Raw genomic sequence first — 21,026 nt, 5'->3', positions numbered from 1 at the left:
GCCTGAGCCGACGGCATCGCTCAAGTCGCCCTCACCGGTGCCTGATGCCGTTGCTCCTCAGTCGGCTCCTTGATCCGGTACCACGCGACATACAGTGCCGGCAGAAACAGCAGGGTCAGCAAGGTCGCCACCACGATCCCGCCGATCATGGCGTAGGCCATCGGGCCCCAGAACACCTCACGGGCAATCGGGATCATGCCCAGGCTGGCCGCCGCCGCCGTCAGTAGAATTGGACGGCGGCGGTGCTCGGTCGCTTCGACCACGGCATCCCACGGCAGGTAGCCGGCGCGTTCGTAAGCATCGATCTGGGTCACCAGAATCACCGAGTTGCGGATGATGATACCCACTAGCGCCAGCACCCCGAGGATCGCGACAAAGCCCAACGGCGTGCCGGTGGGGACCAGCGCCAGTACCACGCCAATCAGCCCCAGCGGCGCCACGCTGGCGACCAGAAACATCTTCTGCACGCTATGCAACTGGATCATCAGGAAGGTCGCCATCAGGAACAGCATCAGCGGCAACACCTGAGCAATCGGCCCTTGCGCCTTGCTGCTCTCTTCAACCGTGCCGCCGGTGGCGACCTTATAGCCACTGGGCAAGCCTTGGGTGAATTTGTCTATCTCGGGCTTCAACTGGGCCACCAGGTCGGTGGGCTGGATTTCGTCACGCACGGCACCTTTGACCGTGATGGTCGGTTTGCGGTCGCGGCGCCACACCAACGGTTGCTCCAGTTCATAGCCCACCGTGGCGAAGGCCAGTAGCGGGATCGAGGTGCCCTGCGGGGTGACGATCTGCAGGTTCTGCAAAGTTTCAGGGCTACCGCGCTCGGCATCTTCGGCGCGCCCCACCACATTGAGCAGATAAATATCGTCCCGCACCTGCGTGATGGTCGAACCGCTGACCACGCTGTTCATCACCGACGCCACGTCCTCGGACGACAAGCCCAGTTGCCGCGCCTTGTCCTGGTTGATATCAATGCGCAGCACCTTGCCCGGTTCGTTCCAGTCGAACACCACCTCACCCACATGACTGTTGTTATCCAGCAACGCCGCCAGCTCGATGGCATGCTGGCGTACCTTGTCGATATCCGGGCCGCTGATCCGGTACTGCAACGGCCGCCCCACCGGCGGGCCCATTTCCAGCGGCTGGACGAACGAGCCGATGCCGACGAAGTCTTCACGCAAGCGCTGACGCAGGCGCTCGGTCAATGCACCACGAGCCTCCAGATCCTTGCTGACAATCACCAACTGGGCATAGAAAGGGTTTTGCAATTGCTGGTCCAGCGGCAGATAGAAGCGCAGCGCGCCCTGGCCGATGTAAGTGCTCCAGCGGGTGATGTCCGGGTCGTCTTTGAGGGTTGCTTCCAGGCGATCAACCACCTGGCGCGTCTCATTGATCGAGGCACTTTGCGGCAGGTTCAGATCAACGAGGATTTCCGGCCGGTCCGAGGCCGGGAAAAACTGGTTCTGGACAAAGCGCATGGAAAACAGCGCCAGGGCAAACAGCAGGATGGTAAAGCCGATCGCCAGCCAGCGATGGCGCATCGACCACAGCATGCTGGCATTCAACGCCCGGCCGATCCGCCCAGGCTCTTCACTGCCCTTCTTCACCTTGCTGCTGAGAATGTGCACACCGATCACCGGCGCGAACAGCACCGCGACGATCCAGGACACCAGCATGGCTACGGCGATGACTGCAAACAGGGTAAAGGTGTACTCGCCGGCGGAACTGTTGTTCAGGCCAATCGGCACGAATCCGGCCACAGTGACCAGCGTGCCGGTGAGCATCGGAAAGGCTGTCGAGGTATAGGCATAGGTCGCCGCCTCCTCCTTGCTTTTGCCTTGCTCCAGACGGGTGACCATCATCTCCACGGTGATCATCGCATCGTCCACCAACAGGCCCAGGGCGATGATCAGGGCACCGAGCGAAATGCGCTGCATGGTGATGCCGCTGTACTCCATGAACACGAAGACCATGGCCAGCACCAGCGGGATCGAGCAGGCCACCACCAGACCTGCACGAATGCCGAGGCTGACGAAGCTGACTACCATGACGATGATCACCGCCTCGAACAGCGCACTGGTAAAGCCGCCCACCGCCTTGTCCACCACCTCGGCCTGATCGGAGACCTTATGCACCCCGACCCCCACCGGCAGGTTGGCGGTGGCCTGATCCATCCGCGCATGCAGGGCCTGACCAAATTGCTGGATATTGCCGCCATCTTTCATCGCAATCGCCAGGCCAATGGCCGGCTGGCCGTTGTAACGAAACAGCGGCGCAGGCGGGTCGGTAAACCCGCGCTCGATATCAGCAATATCGCTGAGCCGGTAGAAACGATCGTTAAGGCGCAGATTGACCGCCGCCAGGTCTTTCTCCGAGGCAAACTGGCCGGAGGTGCGCACCGAGATCCGCTCGGGACCGGCTTCGATTACCCCGGCCGGGGTGACCGCGTTCTGTGACTGCAGGCTCTGTATCACCTGGCGCTGATCCAGCCCCAGCGCGGCCAGCTTGCGGGTCGAGAAATTCAGATAAATCACTTCGTCCTGCTGGCCGATCATCTCGACCTTGCCCAGCCCGTCGACCTCACGAATCTCGGCGCGCACTTGCTCCACGTAATCGCGCAGCTGACGCATGCTGAACCCGTCGGCGGTAAAGGCGTAGATCGAGCCGTAGACATCACCGAACTCGTCATTGAACACCGGCCCTTGCAAGCCCTGCGGAAACTCGCCGCGAATGTCATCGACTTTTTTGCGCACCTGATACCAGATCTCTGGAATCGCCGCGGCACTGGTGGTGTCACGCAGAAACACCATGATCGTGGACTCACCCGGCCGGGTGTAGCTCTTCACATAATCCAGCGAGTCCAGCTCTTCGAGCTTTTTCTCGATCCGATCGGTCACCTGATTGAGCGTTTCATCCACCGTAGCGCCGGGCCAGCGGGTCTGGATGACCATGGTCTTGATGGTGAACGATGGGTCTTCTTCGCGGCCCAGGTTCATGTAGGAGAACACGCCCATCAGCAGGCCGACGAACATCAGATACCAGACGAACGACTGATGCTTGATGGCCCACTCGGAGAGATTGAAACCGCCTTTCATCGCGGGCTGTCCTTATCGATTTTGACGTTCTGCCCCGGCTTGAGGCTGTTGATACCTGCGGTTACCACCTGTTCGCCGGGCTTGACGCCCTCGCTCAGCAAAAAGCTCTCAGCGGTGCGGCTGATGACGGTGACCGGCCTGGGGTTGACGGTCTGGCTGGCGGCATCGACCACCCATACCCGGCTCTGGCCTGCCTGTTCTTGCAAGGCATTGAGCGGCAGGCGTACGCGCGGGACCACCACCGAGCTCAGGGTGACGCTGATCGCCGTGCCCAGGCGCAACGCCGCCGGCTGTTCGGCCAGGGTCAGGCGTGCCCGGCGGGTGCGGGTCGAGGCGTCCGGCTGTGGTTCGACTTCACGCAGGCTGGCCGTGGTGCTGACACTCGGATCAAGCTGGCTGGCGACATTGAACTGCACGTCCGCTGGCAACTGATCGAGCAGTTCGGCCGGCAGGTCGATCACCGCTTCCTTGATATCCGGCCGGGCCAGGGTGACCACCTCCTGGCCGGCGCTGACCACCTGCCCGGCTTCGACTTTCCACTCAGTCACCACCGCCTCATGATCACTGCGCAGTTCGCTGTAGCTCAATTGATCGCGGGCCTGCTGCGCCGCCGCACGGGCCTGGTCCAGCGACGAGCGGCTGGTCTTGAGGTCAGTCAGGGCGATATCCAGTTGCGCCTGGGCGCCGACCCCACGATCAAACAGCGTCTGCTGACGGCGGGCATTGGCCTGGGCATTGATGAACTGCGCCTCGACCCTGGCCTGATCGCTCTCGCGGTTACGCAAAGTGTTCTGTTGATCGGTGGGGTCCAGGCGTGCCAGCAACTGGCCCTTGCGGACCTCGGCGCCGACATCCACCGCGCGCTGGGCGATGCGCCCCGGCACCCGGAAGCCCAGCACACTCTGATAACGCGCCTGGATGTTGCCGGCAAAGCGCCCGAAGTCCTGCTGCGACTCGGCCTGGGCCTTTACCCAAACCACCGGCCGCACCGGTTCTGGCGGCGGGTCATCGTTGCCACAGGCGGCCAGCAGCACGGCGCTGGTCAGGATCAAGACACTGCGCTTCATGGCTGTGCTCCGGCGGCTGAGGTTTTGTGCTCGGCGATTTCCACCTCGATATCCGGGTGCAGCAATTGCCCGCCGGCGGTCACGACCTTTTCACCGGGCTGCAAACCGTCATCGATCATGACCTTGCCGGTCAGGTAGCGCGCCACCTTGACCGTACGCAGCTGCGCCTTGCCCTGTTCATCGACCACCCACACCGCCGGCTGGCCAATGTCCTGGCCGATATTCTTGGTCAATGCCGCCCAGGGCAACTCGACCCGCGGCCGGGCCGGCGGGCTGAGCGCAACACTGACTACCGAACCGAGGCTCATGCCCTCAGGCAGCGGCTGCAGCGCGATTTTCACCTGCAACGTGCCAGTCTGCGCCGAGACCGCTGGCGTCACCTCGCGCACCTTGCCCATGACGTTGAGCTGCGGGTTATCGAGCAGGCTGACCTGCACCGGCTGATCGCCCGGTGGCTCGACGAACAGCGACTCATAAACGTTGAACACCGCGTCGCGCTCACCATCGCCGGCCAGCTCGAAAATTGGCTGGGTGGCCGACACCACCTGGCCCACTTCGGCCTGCCGCGCAGTGATCACCCCTGGTGCATCAGCCACCAATGCCGTGTAGCTCAATTGCTCACGGGCGTTGGCCAGTTGCGCCTGGGCGGCCTTGAGCGCGCTTTCACTGCCACGCAATTGCGCCTGGGCAGCATCGAACTCGCTCTGGCTGGTATAGCCCTTGGGCAGCAACTGCTGCTGACGCCAGAACGCAGCCTTGGCCTGGGTCACCCGCGCCTGCTCGGCCACCACCGCGGCCTGGGCTGAATCGACATTGACCTGCAAATCCTTGGGGTCGAGACGGGCCAACACCTGACGGGCGCTGACCCGCGCGCCCACATCGACGTAACGTTCGATGATCTTGCCGCCTACCCGGAACGACAGCGGTGTCTGAATGCGTGCCTGAATATCGCCGGTCAGCGCCACGCTGGCGGCGAAATTCTCGGCCTGCACTTGCTGAACATAGACCCGCGGCAGCTTGGGCTGCTCGGGCGGCTTTTCGCCGCAACCGGCCAACAGCAAGGCCGCAGCCAGAGGCACCCAAAGCAGTCTTGCAGGGACAACAGGCATGCAGGCTCCTTGGTGGATGCAGATCTGAAATGGAGAGTCATTGAGTGATGTGAATATGCGACTGCGGGGAACGGGCAAGGGTTCCTTGCGCTCAAGCATTGGCGAAACACGAAGTGCATCACCCTCGCCAATCTGCGCCGTGAAGGCCGGCTGTTTACCGCAGACAGTCGCGTTGGCAGCTAACGTCCGCGTACGGACGCTGCGATGCTCTGCACCGGCGCACGAGAATTCCTGCTCATGGCTTGCAACCAGGGCTGCAGCACCAGTGCCAGTCGTTCTGCGGCCGGCAACTGAGCGGCCTGACGTGTTACCCGCAGATCCAGCCGCAGGTGCCACTGTTCCTGCACCATGGCTTGGGCTTGCTTGGCGCGAACCATGGCTGCAGCCTGTAAACGCCCTTCACGCTTGCCCCAAAAAAACGAGGAAACCCGCGAGCCGACCGAGGGTAATCCAAGCCCGATGGCGGCCCACATCAGCGGATCAGCCACTGGCGATCGCGGGTCCACCGCAGCGATAACCCGGCTGACCGTAAATGCCGTGCTGGCCGCCAATTGACCGACCGCGCCAGCTGCCGCCAGTTTGGCTGAGGCCGCAGTTCCACCCGCGAGCACTTTCCGGATTGAAGGTACAGCCAGTTTGACGCCCCATGCTGCGCCGAACAGCCCCAGGCCGATCCACAGGAACGACCTCATATGATCATCCACTGCATGCCCCGAGCGATCCGAGCGGTTGGCCGGATCACCCGCACAATAGGCATAGGCATTGATCCCGCCTTCGGCAAACGGGCTCAAGCTGTCGGGGCTGTTGAAACGCATCAGCACCGGGTTGTACGCCCGATAGCCATGGCCCAGCAGGTAGTGCCCGGTCAGCGGGTCGGGCAACTCGCCATTGAAGCCGGGCGACGAATGTTCGCCAGCAGCCAGGGTTCTGGTCCTGGCCAGACGGTCCAGCGGATCGTAGCGGTAGATACGCATCGCCATAACGGCCTGCTCAAAGTATCGAGAGAGGCGTCAACAATGCTCTGTCGCAAAGGAGTCGGGTACTGGCAGAAGTAGGAGCGAGCTTGCTCGCGAAAAGGCCAGAGAAACCAGCACATCGGCTGTGGATGTACCTCAGCATTAGCCGCGATGCTGTTCGCTTAAGTACACACATCTCGGTAGGAGTGGCCGGCCGGCGCTCCGGTTGTCGGAGTGCCGAACCACAACGAAGGCGGCAGCACATTCGCAGCAGATGCTGTGACTTTACCGGCTCTTCGCGAGCAGACCGGGGCGCCGGCCGGCTCTTCCCACCGGGTCCGCAGTGCTTATCTGAACAGTATTGGCTTTAGCCGCGAAGACGCTGTGTGAAGGCTTCGCAGCTAAAGCTGCTCCTGCAAGCTTCGGTGTTTATTGCGCTATATGGCCGGCACTGGTTACTCAGCTCCCCGGCGTACTGTGGGCTTCTTCGAAGAAGTAGTCCTTCCAGCTCGCTGCCTTGTTTTTCAACACGCCCAGTTCATGCAGCTTCTCGGCATAGATGAAGGTGCGCTGCGGGGTGATGGTGAAGTCGATTTCCGGATCGGCGACGATCTTCTCGACCAGCGCCAATGGCAGTTTGGACTGTTCGACACGGATGTAGGTCTGCGCAGCCGCCGGTTTGTCGGCTTTGATGATCTTCTCGGCTTCGGCCAGTGCGTCGTAGAACGCCTTGTAGGTCTTGGGGTTCTCGTCGTGGAACTTCTGGGTGGTGTACAGGACGTTGAACGTAGCCTGGCCACCGAGCACATCATACGAGCTGAGCACTTTATGTACGTTAGGGTTTTCCAGCGCCTGGTACTGGAACGGCGGGCTGGAGAAGTGCGAATTGATCTCCGAGCCACCGGCAAGCAGCGCAGCCGTGGCATCCGGGTGGGCCAGGCTCACCGAGATATTGTCGAATTTCTTGTAGTTGTCGTTACCGAACTGCTTGGCAGTTTCGATCTGCAAGGTCCGCGACTGGAACCCCACGCCCGCTGCCGGTACGGCGATACGGTCCTTTTCCGAGAAGTCCTTGAGGGTCTTCACGTTCGGATTGTTGGTCAGCAGGTAGTTGGGCATCGAACCCAACGAGGCAATGGCCTTGACGTTCTGCTTGCCCTTTGTCCGGTCCCAGACCGTCAGCATCGGCGGTACGCCGGCCGACACCACATCCAGTGCGCCGGCCAGCAGGCCTTCGTTCATCGCCGTGGCGCCGGAAACGCTGTTCCAGTTCACCTCGATATCCAGACCTTGTTGCTTGCCGTGTTTCTCGATCAGTTTCTGGTCGCGCACCACATCGAGAATCAGATAACCGATCCCGAATTGCTGGGCGATGCTGATCTTGCCTTCGGCCTGGGCCGTACTGCTGAACAGCCCGCTCAAAGCCAAGGTCGCAGCCAGGCCGCCCAAGGCCGAACGTTTGAAAATAGTGCTCATGGAAAGACTCTCTTGGAATTTTGTGATGCTTAACGCTGCATGCCCCAGCGTTTCACGGTCAGACGTTCAATGTTGGCGAACAACAGGTTCTCGACCAGCAGGCCGATAAGGATCACCGCAGCCAGGCCGGCAAACACCTTATCGGTGTACAGCTCGTTGCGGTTCTGGAAGATGTACCAGCCCAGGCCGCCCTTGCCCGACGAGGCGCCGAACACCAGTTCGGCGGCGATCAGGGTGCGCCAGGCGAAGGCCCAGCCAATCTTCAGGCCAGCCAGGATCGACGGCAGCGCCGCCGGAATCAGGATGTGCCAGACAAAGCGCAGACCCTTGAGGCCATAGTTGCGACCGGCCATGCGCTGCGTCTCGGACACCCCCAGAAAACCGGCATAGGTGTTCAACGCCAGTGCCCAGAGCACCGAGTGCACCAGGACGAAGATCAGGCTGTTCTGGCCCAGACCAAACCACAGCAACGCCAGCGGCAACAGGGCGATGGCCGGCAGCGGGTTGAACATGGCGGTCAGGGTACTGAGCAGGTCACGGCCCAGTTGGGTCGACACCGCCAGGGTGGTCAGACCAAAGGCCAGGACGATGCCGATCAGATACCCCTGAATCAACACCGTAAGCGAGATCCATACCTTGCCCAGCAGTTCGCCGCTGAGCAGGCCTTCGTAAAACGCTTTGGCAGTCTGCAAGAAGCTCGGCAGCAGCAGGTCGTTGGCCTGGATGCGGGCGAGCACTTCCCAGAGCACGGCCAGGACGATCATGATCAGGGTCTTGCGCACCCAGCCCAGTTGCCAGATGCGCTGCAGCAGGGGAATGTCACGGGCCAGCTCACTCTGAACGAATGGTTCAAGCGCGACTTCATATTCTTCGCGGCGCGGCGAAGACGGATTGGTGGAAATACTCATGGTTTGAATCTCTGCGGGCAGGCCAGGCCTGCCGGTGAATGCTCAATACGCGATGCGTATGTCCTGAAAGCCCAGTTCACGCTCGGTCTGGCTGCCACCGGGCTGCTCGTCGAACAGCAAGCGGTGGATGCGCTGCGCGGTCTGCTGAAACCCCACCCCGCCCAGGCTCTGCAAGTCGTACTGGTGGCTGTTGATCTCGGCGCGAACCCGGCCCGGATGCGGCGACAGCAGCAGAATGCGGTTGCCGACCACCAACGCCTCTTCAATGGAGTGGGTGACGAACAACAGGGTGAAACGCACCTCGTCCCATAGCTCCAGCAACTCTTCCTGCATCTTGCGCCGGGTCAGCGCGTCGAGCGCGGCGAAAGGCTCATCCATCAGCAGGATCTTCGGCTGCATGGCCAGCGCGCGGGCAATCGCTACCCTCGCTTTCATGCCGCCAGACAAAGTGTGCGGGTACGCCTGGGCGAAAGCGCTCAGGCCGACCTTGTCCAGATAGTATTTGGCACGCTCCAGCGCCTCGGGACGCTTGAGGGTGCGCGAGGCCAGCAGCGGGAACATGACGTTCTCGATCACCGTCTTCCAGGGCGGTAACTGGTCGAACTCCTGGAACACCACGATGCGGTCCGGTCCCGGTTCGCTGACCTGATGACCGGCCAGACGAATCTGCCCCTCGCTGGGCCTGATGAAACCGGCCACGGCCTTGAGCAGGGTGGACTTGCCGCAGCCCGAGGGGCCGAGCAGGACGAAGCGGTCAGACGGATCGACCTCGAAACTGACCTGATGGGTCGCCCGCACAACCCGCTCCGGGGTACGGTATTCCAGGCTCACATTCTGTACTTGCAACAAGGCCTCAGCGGCGGGCTGATTGGCCTGTTGCGCGGGATTGTTATGGCTAGCCGTATGGCTTTGCACGACAGCATTCATGTCGGCGCTCCTCTAAATCGGTACGGCTGATCAGTAAGGCGCAGTGCCCTGAATGGTCGTGCGGTGCAAGCGGCGGCGCAGATGGGCCGGGCAGCCGGTCGCCAGGTGGATCAATGAACGGTTGTCCCAGAACACCATGTCGTTGTCCTGCCATTGGTGGCGGTAGACGTTCTCGGGGCGGGTGCTGTGGGCATACACCTCGGCGAGAATCTGGCGGCTTTCGTCTTCAAGCACACCGACGATATGGGTGGTGAAGTTTTCACTGACAAATAGCGCCTTACGGCCATTCTCCGGGTGGGTACGCACCACCGGATGCGCCACTTCAACCACCTGAGCCAGTTGCTCGGGGGTCAGGGTCGGCCGCCAGTTTTCGGCGTTGTGACCGTCACGGTAGCGCGCGGTATAACTGTGCACTGCTTTGCGGCCTTCCACGGCCTTGCGCAGATGCTCAGGCAAGGTTTCCCAGGCCTTGTGCATGTCGGCGAACAATGTGTCGCCGCCTTCGCTGGGCAGTTCCTGGGCATAGAGCATCGAACCCAGGCTTGGCAGCTCTTTGTAGGACAGGTCCGAATGCCAGAACTTGCCGGCATCGCCAAGGCCGATGGGCTGGCCGTCTTCAACGATATTGGAAACGATGAGGATTTCCGGGTGGTTGGCCAACAGGAACTGCTTGAGCACGTGGATCTGCAATACACCGAAACGGCGGCTGAAATCGATCTGCTGCTGCGGGGTGATCCGCTGGTCACGGAACACCACCAAATGGTGGTCCAGATGGGCTTTATGGACCCGGGCAAAGTCGCTGTCGTTGAGGCTGCGAGACAAATCCAGGCCGACAATCTCTGCACCGACATTGCCGGACAGAGGGCGTACTTCGAAGGATTGGCTGGCCGATTGTGCGGCTGAAGAAGCGAGGGAGGCTGCTGGCATGAGTACTCCGATTCAAAGGACCAGGAACTGAATGGAGTAACTGTATCGATATAAGAAATTAAATTTAAATACCGTTATTGAATATGCATATGACTGGTTTCAAATGCTTCGCGGCTGAAGCCGCTCCTACAGGTGTACGCCCGTAGCAGCGGCTTCAGCCGCGAAAATAACGCTATTACTGCTTAGAACGCCGGCAATACCGCGCCGTCGTATTTCTTCTCGATGAAAGCTTTGACTTCAGGGCTGGTCAGCGCCTTGGACAGCTTCTGGATCGCGTCGGTGTTGGCGTTGTCGGCACGGGTTACCAGATAGTTCACGTACGGCGAATCGGCGCCTTCAATGATCAGTGCATCCTTTTTCGGGTTGAGCTTGGCTTCCAGCGCGTAGTTGGTGTTGATCAGCGCCAGATCGACCTGGCTCAGGGTACGCGGCAGTACCGCCGATTCCAGCTCACGGAATTTCAGCTTCTTGGGGTTGGTTGCGATGTCTTTCGGGGTCGACAGGGCGTTGGTCGGGTCTTTCAGGGTGATCAGGCCGCCTTTTTGCAACAGCAACAGGGCACGGCCGGCATTGCTGCCCTCGTTGGGGATCGCCACGGTGGCGCCCTCAGGCAGCTCGTTCAGGCTCTTGTATTTCGACGAGTAACCACCAAAGGGTTCGACGTGTACACCCACACCGGTGGTCAGGGTCGCGCCTTTACCTTTATTGAACCCGTCCAGGTAAGGCTTGGTCTGGAAGTAGTTGGCGTCCAGACGCTTCTCGTTGAGCTGTACATTGGGCTGCACGTAGTCGGTGAAAACCTTGATTTCCAGGTCCACACCTTCCTTGGCCAGGGTCGGCTTGATCAGCTCAAGGATTTCGGCATGCGGAACCGGGGTCGCGCCAACCACCAGTTTCTCGCCGGCATGTGCCAGGCCTGTCGAGAACGCCACTGCCAGTGCGGCCATCAGGAATGTCTTTTTCATGCGTTGCCCCTTGGAGGATCTGTGTTGCTTATGAGTATTTGAGGGTCCCGATGGTGGCCATTGGGACGTGGAGCAGACATTAGCGGGCTTTTTTATTACCACAAAATACTTTTTATCAATCTTCTTATTACTTTTACAGATAAGCCTCTGGTGCGCTATTTCCTGACCAGTTGGCAAAAAAAACGCCGCAGCCCATCACGGACTACGGCGTTGAAATCTTTGCTTCAGAGGGGTCAGCCCGGCAGTTGCTCAAGGCGCCCGGTCAATGTTTGCAGCAGGCTTTTCAGTTGCGCCAGTTGCGCAGGCTCGGCATTACCCAGCAACCGACGGGTCTGGCGTTCAATTTCAGCCAGCGGGTCGTTGCTGCCCGGCAGATTGAGGTGTTCTGGCAGAATTTCTTCGCCGCTGCTGACCAGCAGGGCGAAGTGGATGACGTTTTCCAGCTCGCGGGTATTGCCCGGCCAGTCGTGGGCCTGCAACACCTCGTGGGCGGCATCGCTGATCAACTGCACCGGCAGGTTCAGACGCTGGCTGTAGATACCGACGAAGTATTCGGCCAACGGCAGGATATTGCCCGGCTGCTCGCGCAAGGCAGGCAGGTCGAGACGGCCTTCGCTGAGGTAATGGTACAAGCGCTCGTGAAACTTGCCCGCCGCCACGGCCTTGGCCAGGTCGATACTGGTCGCCGCGACTAGGCGCACATCCACCGGGCTGGGCTGCTGTGAGCCGACCCGGGTGACTTCATGATTTTCCAGCGCGGCCAACAGCTTGCTCTGAATCGGCAGCGGCAGGTCGCCGATTTCATCCAGATACAGCGTGCCGCCGTTGGCCGAACCGAACCAGCCGGCGCGGCTGCTCGGTGAGCCGTTATGGGCACCAGGCGCGTGGCCGAACAGCTCGGCTTCGGCATAGGTCGGACTCAGCGCCCCGCAATTGACCGAAACGAACAGGCCACCGCGATCACTGCCACGATGAATGTGGCGGGCCAGCAGCTCTTTACCGGTGCCCGGTTCGCCGCGAATCAGGATCGGCAACGGCCCCGCCGCCAGTTGCTCCATTTCGGTACGCAACTGCCGCGAGCGGGGGTCGATGAACACCAGCGCCTTGGCACGGATGCTCAGCGGGCTCTTGTCAGCATCAGGGAAGGTCAGAAACGACTGACCAGGAATCTCTTGAACACTCATGAATAACTCCCGCCAGCGCCATCCTGGCCCCGGCGTTACAAAAAATGGCCCCGGATCGGAGCTGATAAATAAAACGCAGACTCAAGCGCGCCGACGCGACTGTTGCTCCAGGCGGCTTTGCAGGCGGTAAAGGTAGGCGAAGCCCTGCTCCCAGCGTTGGTGACCGGACTTGACGTTGATGTGCCCGGCCTGGCTCAGAAAGCCCACCTCGGCGCCCCAGTGGCGGGCCATTTCCATGGCACGCTGGGTGCTGACCGCCGGATCGTTGTCAGAACTGACAATCTGGGTCGGGAACGGCAGCAGGTGATCGGGAATCGGCGCAAAATTTCGTAGTGCCGGCGGGCAGTTGGGCCGCTCGACGTCGGCAGGCGCAACCAGCAATGCCCCATGCACCTGACGCAGCGACTCGACCGGCGCCAGTTGCGCCCAGTGCGCCACCGTGATGCAGCCCAGGCTATGGGCGATCAGGATCACCGGCGAGCTGTGCGCGGCAATCGAACGCTGCAACTCACCCACCCAATCTTCCCGACGTGGTTTGTCCCAGTCAGCCTGTTGTACACGGGCGCTGTTGGGCAAGCTATTCTGCCAATGAGTCTGCCAGTGATCGTCCGGCGACCCTTGCCAACCTGGCACGATCAGATAACGGATGGATTCGTTATGCATGGGGTCGCCTCCTGAAGGCCTGTATCCATGCAGCGAGTATAGGGAGGCAATATATATTCGTTAAGGAATAAGAAGATATTTATTAATTCCTTAAAGAAATAACAGTATTTTTTCTCCCCCTAGCCAACACAGGGTGTATCGCGCATGCCCGAGCCAAGCAGCCTCGCCAGTTGGACCCGCGCTCTGCGCAAGCAACTCGACGTCCTGGGCCTGGACAGCGCCGGGCTGTGCCTGGCAGCCGGGCTTGACCCGCACACGCACGAGGCGCCGGGGGCGACGCTACGCTTGTGGCAACTGGCAGTACAGGCCAGCGCCGACCCGGCCTTGGGCCTGCGGGTGTCGCGCTTTGTCAGCCCGACCAGTTTTCATGCGCTGGGCTACACCCTGGTGGCCAGCGAATCGTTGCGCGAGGTGTTCGAGCGCATCGTGCGCTATCACTCCCCCACTCGCGACGCCCTGCAACTGAGCTTCCAGAAAACCGGCGAGCGCTACGAATTCAGCTTCAGCCCACCGCCAGACTGCGCGGCTCCCGTGCCCGAGATGCTCGATGCCTTTGCTGCCATCTACGTCCGCACCTGCCGTAACCGCCTGGGGCGTAGCTATGCACCGCTGGAGGTGCACCTGCAACGCCCCCAGCCGGAAAACCCGCTGCCGTGGCAGGAGCTGTTTCGCGCGCCGTTGTTTTTCGGCGCGGCGCACAACCTGTTGGTGTTCGCCAGCCGCGACTTCGACAGCCACCTGGATGACGGCGCCACCCAGCCGGGCGAGCCGGCAGCACAGGCCCAGGCGCTGATCTGGGAGCCACGGGTGCGCAGCGCGATCGAAGCGCAGTTACCCGAAGGCGAACCGAGCGCCGAGACCGTTGCCCAGGTTTTAGGCTTGAGCCTGCGCAGCCTGCAACGGCACTTGGCCGACGAAGGCTGCCGCTATGATCTGCTGGTCAACCAGTGCCGGGAAAACCTTGCGTTGCTGCACATCAACGACCCGGACGCCTCACTCAGCGAGATTGCGTCGCTGCTAGGGTTTGCCGATGTCGACAGTTTCAGCCGCGCCTTCAAGCGTTGGACCGGCCTGACCCCGACGCAGTATCGCCAGGGGCTGGCGCGTTAGCAGGGTGCGCGGGCGCGCAGCACATTGGCTGCCTTGCGCAGCTTATCGATATCGAAGACTTCCAGTTGCTCCTGGCCCAGCCGGATGATCCTGCGCTGCTGCAAGTCTTGCAGGACTTCCAGCAAGGCGGCGCGCGACAACGCTACGGTAGGGCAGGCTTCAATCGCCTCGAAACCGACCAGCCGCCGGGCATGGCTCAGTTGCCCGTAGCCTTCGCAGAGCAGTAACAACCGCCAGGCGACGCGGGCGCGATCCGGCAGGCTGTGCAGTTTTTCCGGGCGCAGCAATGGCAGGCCGAGCTTGTTACTGAGTAACTGGGCAAAAAAGCGTAAATCTTCAGGGTGCTCAAGCAGCCATTGATCAATAAACGGCTGGGGCACCTGCAAAAAGATGCTCTGCACCAGAGAATAGGCATCCAGCGTGCGTGGCTGGCCATCGAACAGCGACACCTCGCCAAACCAGAACGGCGCCACCAGCTCTTCAAGCCGTGGCGTCAGACGCTGTTGCCCGGCACTGCCCATGCGCACCGCGCCCTCAAGCAGCACGTACAGGCCACAGGGCGGGTCACCCTGAGCAAACAGCAGCTTGCCTGGGGTAATACGCCGTTGTCGCGCAGCGCCCAATAAAGCGTCTTGCAAGGCGGCCGGCAATTGCCCAAACCAGTAGTCGCTCATCAAGCGCGACCGCCACAGCGTTCCATTTGTCATTTCTGCTCCCTTTTTTCGTAGGCAGGTGGTTGCTGGAGCAGCTACTGTGTAGCCAACCCATCAACGCTGCGGACAGGAATAATAATGAAAAACCTGGTCGATCATCTCAGCCAATATGCGGCTTATCACCGTGATTGGCGCAATATCGTGACCCACTTCCTGGGTATTCCACTGATCGTACTGGCCGTGACGATTCTTCTGTCACGCCCTGGGGTACTTGCCTACGGCCTATGGCTGTCACCGGCCTTGCTGGTCGCCGTGGCGTCGGTGCGTTTCTATCTGCGTCTGGACCGGCCACTGGGCGTATTGATGTCGGTGTTGCTGCTGTTATGCCTATGGAGCGGTGCCAGCCTGGCACAGCAATCCACCAGCGTATGGCTGGCATGGGGCGTGGGCCTGTTCGTGACTGGCTGGATCATCCAGTTCATCGGCCACTATTACGAAGGCCGCAAACCGGCGTTCATCGACGACGTGACCGGGCTGATCATCGGCCCGTTGTTCGTGGTGGCAGAACTGGCCTTCCTGCTGGGGATGCGCAAGGACTTGCAGCAGGCGATCGAGAAACGGGTGGGGCCGGTACGCAAGCGTAAGCCTGTCACAGGTTGAGAAACCGGCTCAGGCCAGGACGTCGTTGCCCCGGCGCCTGAACCAGCCAGTCAGCGACAGCCGGTCGCGGCTGGCCGGCAATACCTCATGCGCCACCTCACCAGACAGAAAGATGGCCAGGCAACCGCTGATCGGCTGCACGTCATGCGGCGCGTCGTTTTCCAGGTACATCCGCAACTGACCGCCCTCTTGGGGCTGCCAGTCAGGATTGAGGTACAACACCGCCGAGACCATGCGCCGGTCGTCATCGCGAAAGCGATCCAGATGCCGCTTGTAGAACGCCCCCGGCGGGTAGAAGGCGAAGTGGCTCTCGAAATCTTCAAGGCCCATGAACAAATCGCGGTTCAAGGCCGTCCGCAAGCTGTCCATGACCTGCAGGTACTGGTCACAGACACCTGACTGCCCCGGCTCCAGCCACTGGATATGGTCGCCGCGAATCCCCTCGCGCACCTCCTGCGCCAGCCCACGACCAACCCCGGCCGGCTCCAGGTCACCGGCAGCGGCACGCCGACGGCACTCGGCGGCCAGTTCGCGGGTCAGTTCATCAGGCAGGAACACGTCCTGCTGCGACCAGCCGCGGGTGGCCAGGTCGTCAACGATGCGCTGTAACAAGGGGTGATCGGTGGGGATGGGCGTGGCGTGCATGGAGCACCTCAGAAACTGACTGCGAGTGCCTCGCAAACGTTTTCAGAGGCTGCCTATAGTAGCCGTAACCCCGGCTATCCAATAGTGGGTTACCGGGCTGTTGCAGTTTTAATTGATCCGGCGCAGGCATGCCTCGACAAACCCCCGCTAACGCACCGAGAATAGTGGCCTGCCGACAGGAGTCCCGAATGCGTCGTTTGTGTGTTGTGTTGTTGCTGTTGTGCGCACTGCCTGCCTGGGCAGACAACTTCGATCAGTTGTACAAGGCCGCTGGCTGGCCGCAACAACGGGCGCATTTCAATGACGCGCTCAAGGCTGCGCAGCAGCGCTATCAGGCCAACCTGCCACCGGCGGTGTTCCAGGCCCTGGTCAACAACAGCAACCAGCGTTTTGCGGCGCAGGCCGTCGACCAGCGCGCAGCGCAGCGGCTGCGCGAAACCCTCAAGGATCCGGCTCCGGCCTTGCGTTTTTTTCAGTCGCCGCTGGGGCGCAAAATCGTCAATGCCGAGCTGACCGCCACCCGCGCCGATCAACTGGCCAAACACGCCCAGGGCCTGCCGGTGATCCAGGCCGACTCGACCCGCCAATTGCTGATCGGCCATCTGGCCCAGGCGCTGCCGGCCAAGCAGGCCGGTGCCGAGGTCAGCCTGGCGCTGGCCGGCGTCGCCGCCGACAGCCTCAGCCAGATGATTCCGGGGCTGCTGGGCGGTGGTCAGGCCCAAGGCATGCTCGAAGGCCAGCGCGAACGCCTGATGGCGCAGATTGCCGCAGACCTCAACAACACCCTGCTGTACGTCTACCGCGACCTTTCGGACCCGGAACTGGAGCAGTTCTCAAGCTTTGCCGAATCACCCGAAGGTCGGGCCTATTATCAGGCGGCGCTGGCGGCGATCAAGGCAGGCCTGGCAGTCGGGCAGAGCAACTCAAACCTGTAAGTGGGTTCAGCTCCGAAAGCGCCCATTGAGAAACTCGAAATACTGAGCGCGCAATTCGGGAATCTCATTGGCCAGGTGGTGCCTGGCCTCACGCAGCATCAGAATCTGCGGGGCGCTGAATTTTTCGTTGAGCACACTCAGGTTGTAGCTCCAGTCCACGGTCATGTCCGACTCGCCCTGCACGATCCACGGCTGCCGTTCGCTGCGTGGCGCCTTCTCGATATGCACGATCCAGCGCGCCAGCGCCCCGACCCAGGCAGTGGGCAGGCGCCGCGGCTGCAAGGGGTCGGCCATCAGAAACGGCAGAAACGCCGGGGCATTGGAGTTTTCGGTAAAGCGCCGGGCAATGCCGCTGACAAACGGTCGCAGCAAGTAGTAACTGGCCTTGGACCAGCCCCACGCCCTTGGCCGTACCAGCGGAGATAACAGAATCACCTGGCCTTGGGCCGGGCTGTCGCTGCCGCGATGCAGTACATGGTCGACCACGATGGCGCCGCCGGTGCTCTGCCCGCACAAGTGCCAGGGCTGCGGCAACTGCAAGGCTTGCGCCTCGGCCAGCAGACGCTGCAGCACGGTCTGGTACTCGGCGAAGTCACCAATGCTCGCCCGGCTGCCGCTGGACAGCCCATGCCCCGGCAGGTCGCAAGACAACACCGCAAAGTTCTGCGCCAGCGCCCACTCGATCACATGCAGATACAAACCCATATGATCGTAGAAACCGTGCATCAGAATCAGTGTCGCCAGCGGTCGCTCCGGCAACCAGACCTGGCCGACGATTTGGTACTGATCCACATCCAGACGGCCCAGCCAGCTGCGAATGACCTTTTCACCGCCCAATGCACCCAGGCTGTAGAAACGCTGGTAAGCCTGCCCGGCTGGCGACAGAGCATCCTCGGCGCTCAGCGGCTGCAGGCTGGCACGTAACTGATCGGGGTCGAAGGTGTCGGTCATGGCAAATCCACAGGCGCTGGGCAAGGTGTTGCACTGATCTTCATCTGTCTGTCGCTGGCTGGCAAGCTACAAGCTGACACTACCCAGGCGCCGTCACAGACTGTAGGGTGCGGCTCAGCTTCAGTCAGCCAGCCACTTGCAGAGACACCGGATGAAACGCAGCCTTACCGTCCTCGCCATCGCCCTTGGCCTGCTTGTCGCAGGTGCGACCTGGTACGTCCACAGCAAACAACCCGTGCGTGCCGGCGAACTGGCCCTCAACGGTCTGCGCGCGCCGGTCAGCGTGCGTTATGACGAACGTGGTGTGCCGCATATCCGCGCCGAAAACCAGGCCGACATGTACCGGGCGCTGGGCTATGTGCAAGCCCAGGACCGGCTGTTCCAGATGGAAATGCTGCGCCGTCTGGCGCGCGGTGAACTGGCAGAGGTACTGGGCCCCAAACTGATCGACACAGACCGGCTGTTTCGCACCTTGCGCATCCGCGAACACGCCGACGCCTATGTCGCCCGTCAGGACCGTACAACCCCGGCCTGGCAGGCACTGGAGGCCTATCTGGACGGCATCAACCAGTACCAGGACAGCCGCGCCAGACCACTGGAGTTCGACCTGCTGGGCATTGCGAAACGGCCGTTCAGCGCTGCAGACACCCTGAGCATCGGCGGTTACCTGGCCTATAGCTTCGCTGCGGCGTTTCGTACCGAACCGTTGCTGACCTACGTGCGTGACGAGTTGGGCGCCAATTACCTGAAAGTATTCGATCTGCAATGGCATCCCGACGGCATGCTGGCTGGCCAGCCGGGTCTGAGCCACAACGACTGGCAAGACCTCGGTGCCTTGGCGCAAATGAGCCAACAAGCCTTGCAGGACGCCGGCCTGCCACAGTTCGAAGGCAGCAATGCCTGGGCCATCGCCGGTAGCCGCACCCGCAGTGGCAAGCCGCTGCTGGCCGGTGACCCGCATATCCGCTTCTCGGTGCCGGCGGTGTGGTACGAGGCGCAGTTGTCGTCCCCGGATTTCGAGCTGTACGGTCACTACCAGGCACTCAATCCCTTCGCCTTTCTCGGTCACAACATGGATTTCGGCTGGAGCCTGACCATGTTCCAGAACGATGACCTGGACCTGATCGCCGAGAAAACCAACCCAGACAACCCCGAGCAGGTCTGGTATCAGGGCCGCTGGGTGGAGATGACCCGCAGCGAACAGCAGATCGCGGTCAAGGGCCAGCCACCGGTGACCCTGACCCTGCGCCGCTCGCCGCATGGGCCGATCATCAACGACGCGCTGGGCAAACAGGCCGGCAGCACACCGATTGCCATGTGGTGGTCGTTTCTGGAGGCCGATAACCCGGTGCTCGACGGTTTCTATCAGGCCAACCGCGCCGATACGCTGGACAAGATGCGCAGCGCCGCAGCGAAGATTCAGGCGCCGGGGCTGAACATCGTCTGGGCCAACGCCAGCGGCGACATTGGCTGGTGGGCTGCCGGGCAACTGCCAATCCGCCCACAGGGCGTCAACCCGGCCTTCATTCTCGACGGCAGCAGCGGCCAGGCCGAAAAACCGGGTTTTCACCCGTTCAGCGCCAACCCCCAGGAAGAAAACCCGGCCCGCGGCTACATCATCTCGGCCAATTTCCAGCCGCTATCGCCGGCCGGCCTCGAGATTCCCGGCTACTACAACCCACCGCAACGCGGCCAACAGCTTGATCGGCAACTGCGTGATGCCTCAGTGAAATGGGACCTGAAGTCGAGCAAGGCCCTGCAACTGGGCACCACCACCGACTATGCGCCGAGCATCCTCAAGCCCCTGTTGCCAGAGCTGTTGCGAGCCACTCAAGACCCGGCCGAACGGGCGCTGCTCGGCCAGCTTGCAACCTGGCAAGGCGACTACCCGCTGAACTCAGTGGCTGCCACGCTGTTTAACCAGTTGCTGTTCAACCTGGCAGACAAAGCCTTCAAGGACGACCTGGGCGATGCCCTGTTCGACACCCTGCTCTCAACCCGGGTGTTCGACTCGGCCATGCCGCGCCTGGCCGCCGACGCCGATTCGCCGTGGTGGGACGACCGCCAGACGCTGGCCCGCGAAAGCCGCAGCGAGATCGTCCAGGCCGCCTGGCGCGCCAGCCTCGATCACCTGCGCAGCCTGTACGGCAATGACTCGCAGCAGTGGCAATGGGGCAAGGTTCATCAACTGACCCACGCCCATCCGCTGGGTGCCCAGAAGCCTCTGGACTGGCTGCTTAACGTCGGCCCCTTCCCGGCCCCCGGCAGCCACGAGGTCCCCAATAACCTGTCATCACGCACCGGCCCCGCGCCATGGCCGGTCAACTACGGCCCCTCGACCCGCCGCCTGATCGACTTCGCCGACCCGGCCAACAGCCTGGGCATCAACCCGGTGGGCCAGAGCGGCGTACCGTTTGACCGCCACTATGCCGACCAGGCTGAAAGCTACATTCGTGGCGAGTACGTGCCGCAGTGGTTCAGTGAGGCGGATGTGCAGGCACATCGGCAGGGGGAATTGCGGTTGGTGCCGAGACGTTAGTGAACATGAAACCTCGTAGGAGCAGCTTTAGCTGCGAAGCTTTCGCGACTGGAGCAAATGCTAAGATCCAAATCAGAGCCAGAGTGCAACTGGCCCAAGAGTTTCTTTAGCAAGTAATGCCTTACATAAACGCTCAATATAAATCTTGCAGAAATGGCCAGAAAACAACCGCACCTTAGAAAGGTGGCTAACCAATCACTTTCAGAACCACTCCCCCCAAGACTTTCAACCGAATTTCCGTGCGTAAACGCCG

18 protein-coding genes are annotated in these 21,026 nt (G+C 61.5%); 4 read left to right on the top strand and 14 right to left on the bottom strand.

Features of this window, described 5'->3' with window-relative positions:
* Positions 1-20: 20 nt before the first annotated feature.
* The 11 genes from NJC40_RS07595 to NJC40_RS07545 all read right to left on the bottom strand — a co-directional run bounded on the left by NJC40_RS07595 (position 21) and on the right by NJC40_RS07545 (position 13,280).
* Positions 21-3,098, bottom strand: a complete 3,078-nt coding sequence (locus NJC40_RS07595; protein WP_253112031.1) for an efflux RND transporter permease subunit — start codon at positions 3,096-3,098, stop codon at positions 21-23.
* Positions 3,095-4,165: an efflux RND transporter periplasmic adaptor subunit gene (locus NJC40_RS07590; protein ID WP_253140771.1), complete on the bottom strand. Its 1,071-nt coding sequence runs from the start codon at positions 4,163-4,165 to the stop codon at positions 3,095-3,097. The genes NJC40_RS07595 and NJC40_RS07590 overlap by 4 nt, the downstream gene beginning before the upstream one ends.
* Positions 4,162-5,274 (bottom strand): efflux RND transporter periplasmic adaptor subunit, encoded by a 1,113-nt coding sequence (locus tag NJC40_RS07585; RefSeq protein WP_045486132.1) that lies wholly within the window; start codon positions 5,272-5,274, stop codon positions 4,162-4,164. Before NJC40_RS07585 ends, NJC40_RS07590 begins: the two co-directional genes overlap by 4 nt.
* Before the next feature lie 179 nt (positions 5,275-5,453).
* A complete protein-coding gene (locus tag NJC40_RS07580; protein ID WP_052483383.1) occupies positions 5,454-6,254 on the bottom strand; it encodes an RHS repeat-associated core domain-containing protein in 801 nt (266 codons plus the stop codon).
* Between the two features lie 435 nt (positions 6,255-6,689).
* On the bottom strand, positions 6,690-7,706 hold the full coding sequence (locus NJC40_RS07575; protein ID WP_253140770.1) for an ABC transporter substrate-binding protein: 1,017 nt from the start codon (positions 7,704-7,706) through the stop codon (positions 6,690-6,692).
* A gap of 29 nt (positions 7,707-7,735) precedes the next feature.
* Positions 7,736-8,614, bottom strand: coding sequence for an ABC transporter permease (locus tag NJC40_RS07570; protein ID WP_253140769.1), 879 nt, complete (start codon positions 8,612-8,614; stop codon positions 7,736-7,738).
* A 42-nt stretch (positions 8,615-8,656) separates the two neighbouring features.
* Positions 8,657-9,541, bottom strand: a complete 885-nt coding sequence (locus NJC40_RS07565; protein WP_045486126.1) for an ABC transporter ATP-binding protein — start codon at positions 9,539-9,541, stop codon at positions 8,657-8,659.
* 30 nt (positions 9,542-9,571) lie between these two features.
* Positions 9,572-10,468 carry a TauD/TfdA dioxygenase family protein gene (locus NJC40_RS07560; RefSeq protein ID WP_253140768.1) on the bottom strand — a complete coding sequence of 299 codons (897 nt, stop codon included), beginning with the start codon at positions 10,466-10,468 and terminating at the stop codon, positions 9,572-9,574.
* A gap of 182 nt (positions 10,469-10,650) precedes the next feature.
* Positions 10,651-11,433: a MetQ/NlpA family ABC transporter substrate-binding protein gene (locus NJC40_RS07555; RefSeq protein ID WP_045486121.1), complete on the bottom strand. Its 783-nt coding sequence runs from the start codon at positions 11,431-11,433 to the stop codon at positions 10,651-10,653.
* A 233-nt stretch (positions 11,434-11,666) separates the two neighbouring features.
* Entirely contained in the window at positions 11,667-12,617 is a 951-nt protein-coding gene (locus NJC40_RS07550; RefSeq protein ID WP_045486118.1) for a sigma 54-interacting transcriptional regulator, read from the bottom strand.
* An 81-nt stretch (positions 12,618-12,698) separates the two neighbouring features.
* Positions 12,699-13,280, bottom strand: a complete 582-nt coding sequence (locus tag NJC40_RS07545) for an alpha/beta hydrolase (RefSeq protein ID WP_045486115.1) — start codon at positions 13,278-13,280, stop codon at positions 12,699-12,701.
* A gap of 144 nt (positions 13,281-13,424) precedes the next feature.
* On the opposite strand from NJC40_RS07545, the gene NJC40_RS07540 reads away from it, so the two are divergent.
* On the top strand, positions 13,425-14,390 hold the full coding sequence (locus tag NJC40_RS07540) for an AraC family transcriptional regulator (protein WP_253140767.1): 966 nt from the start codon (positions 13,425-13,427) through the stop codon (positions 14,388-14,390).
* On the opposite strand, the gene NJC40_RS07535 is transcribed toward NJC40_RS07540, so the two are convergent.
* Complete coding sequence (locus NJC40_RS07535) at positions 14,387-15,097, bottom strand: Crp/Fnr family transcriptional regulator (RefSeq protein WP_045486109.1); 711 nt, start codon at positions 15,095-15,097, stop codon at positions 14,387-14,389. The two genes, NJC40_RS07540 and NJC40_RS07535, sit on opposite strands and share 4 nt — an antisense overlap.
* Before the next feature lie 84 nt (positions 15,098-15,181).
* On the opposite strand from NJC40_RS07535, the gene NJC40_RS07530 reads away from it, so the two are divergent.
* A complete protein-coding gene (locus NJC40_RS07530; protein ID WP_253112017.1) occupies positions 15,182-15,703 on the top strand; it encodes an Mpo1 family 2-hydroxy fatty acid dioxygenase in 522 nt (173 codons plus the stop codon).
* Between the two features lie 9 nt (positions 15,704-15,712).
* Here the strand turns inward: NJC40_RS07530 and NJC40_RS07525 are convergent, their stop codons facing one another.
* Positions 15,713-16,348 carry a 2OG-Fe(II) oxygenase gene (locus NJC40_RS07525; protein WP_045486103.1) on the bottom strand — a complete coding sequence of 212 codons (636 nt, stop codon included), beginning with the start codon at positions 16,346-16,348 and terminating at the stop codon, positions 15,713-15,715.
* 188 nt (positions 16,349-16,536) lie between these two features.
* Here NJC40_RS07525 and NJC40_RS07520 point away from each other — a divergent pair, with 188 nt between their 5' ends.
* Positions 16,537-17,283 carry a DUF2059 domain-containing protein gene (locus NJC40_RS07520; RefSeq protein WP_045486100.1) on the top strand — a complete coding sequence of 249 codons (747 nt, stop codon included), beginning with the start codon at positions 16,537-16,539 and terminating at the stop codon, positions 17,281-17,283.
* A 6-nt stretch (positions 17,284-17,289) separates the two neighbouring features.
* Here the strand turns inward: NJC40_RS07520 and bipL are convergent, their stop codons facing one another.
* A complete protein-coding gene (bipL, locus tag NJC40_RS07515) occupies positions 17,290-18,234 on the bottom strand; it encodes a phospholipase BipL (protein ID WP_253140766.1) in 945 nt (314 codons plus the stop codon).
* Between the two features lie 151 nt (positions 18,235-18,385).
* Between bipL and NJC40_RS07510 the strand changes: the two genes are divergently transcribed.
* Positions 18,386-20,773, top strand: coding sequence for a penicillin acylase family protein (locus tag NJC40_RS07510; protein ID WP_253140765.1), 2,388 nt, complete (start codon positions 18,386-18,388; stop codon positions 20,771-20,773).
* Positions 20,774-21,026: the final 253 nt, after the last annotated feature.

The sequence above is a fragment of the Pseudomonas sp. 21LCFQ02 genome, from assembly GCF_024129895.2.
Taxonomy (GTDB): Bacteria; Pseudomonadota; Gammaproteobacteria; order Pseudomonadales; family Pseudomonadaceae; genus Aquipseudomonas.
This window is presented reverse-complemented; position numbering and strand designations above follow the sequence as displayed.

Excerpts from the sequence above, each read along its gene's own strand:
- NJC40_RS07595 (WP_253112031.1), bottom strand. The coding sequence starts at position 3,098 with ATGAAAGGCGGTTTCAATCTCTCCGAGTGGGCCATCAAGCATCAGTCG.
- NJC40_RS07590 (WP_253140771.1), bottom strand. The coding sequence starts at position 4,165 with ATGAAGCGCAGTGTCTTGATCCTGACCAGCGCCGTGCTGCTGGCCGCC.
- NJC40_RS07585 (WP_045486132.1), bottom strand. The coding sequence starts at position 5,274 with ATGCCTGTTGTCCCTGCAAGACTGCTTTGGGTGCCTCTGGCTGCGGCC.
- NJC40_RS07580 (WP_052483383.1), bottom strand. The coding sequence starts at position 6,254 with ATGGCGATGCGTATCTACCGCTACGATCCGCTGGACCGTCTGGCCAGG.
- NJC40_RS07575 (WP_253140770.1), bottom strand. The coding sequence starts at position 7,706 with ATGAGCACTATTTTCAAACGTTCGGCCTTGGGCGGCCTGGCTGCGACC.
- NJC40_RS07570 (WP_253140769.1), bottom strand. The coding sequence starts at position 8,614 with ATGAGTATTTCCACCAATCCGTCTTCGCCGCGCCGCGAAGAATATGAA.
- NJC40_RS07565 (WP_045486126.1), bottom strand. The coding sequence starts at position 9,541 with ATGAATGCTGTCGTGCAAAGCCATACGGCTAGCCATAACAATCCCGCG.
- NJC40_RS07560 (WP_253140768.1), bottom strand. The coding sequence starts at position 10,468 with ATGCCAGCAGCCTCCCTCGCTTCTTCAGCCGCACAATCGGCCAGCCAA.
- NJC40_RS07555 (WP_045486121.1), bottom strand. The coding sequence starts at position 11,433 with ATGAAAAAGACATTCCTGATGGCCGCACTGGCAGTGGCGTTCTCGACA.
- NJC40_RS07550 (WP_045486118.1), bottom strand. The coding sequence starts at position 12,617 with ATGAGTGTTCAAGAGATTCCTGGTCAGTCGTTTCTGACCTTCCCTGAT.
- NJC40_RS07545 (WP_045486115.1), bottom strand. The coding sequence starts at position 13,280 with ATGCATAACGAATCCATCCGTTATCTGATCGTGCCAGGTTGGCAAGGG.
- NJC40_RS07540 (WP_253140767.1), top strand. The coding sequence starts at position 13,425 with ATGCCCGAGCCAAGCAGCCTCGCCAGTTGGACCCGCGCTCTGCGCAAG.
- NJC40_RS07535 (WP_045486109.1), bottom strand. The coding sequence starts at position 15,097 with ATGACAAATGGAACGCTGTGGCGGTCGCGCTTGATGAGCGACTACTGG.
- NJC40_RS07530 (WP_253112017.1), top strand. The coding sequence starts at position 15,182 with ATGAAAAACCTGGTCGATCATCTCAGCCAATATGCGGCTTATCACCGT.
- NJC40_RS07525 (WP_045486103.1), bottom strand. The coding sequence starts at position 16,348 with ATGCACGCCACGCCCATCCCCACCGATCACCCCTTGTTACAGCGCATC.
- NJC40_RS07520 (WP_045486100.1), top strand. The coding sequence starts at position 16,537 with ATGCGTCGTTTGTGTGTTGTGTTGTTGCTGTTGTGCGCACTGCCTGCC.
- bipL (WP_253140766.1), bottom strand. The coding sequence starts at position 18,234 with ATGACCGACACCTTCGACCCCGATCAGTTACGTGCCAGCCTGCAGCCG.
- NJC40_RS07510 (WP_253140765.1), top strand. The coding sequence starts at position 18,386 with ATGAAACGCAGCCTTACCGTCCTCGCCATCGCCCTTGGCCTGCTTGTC.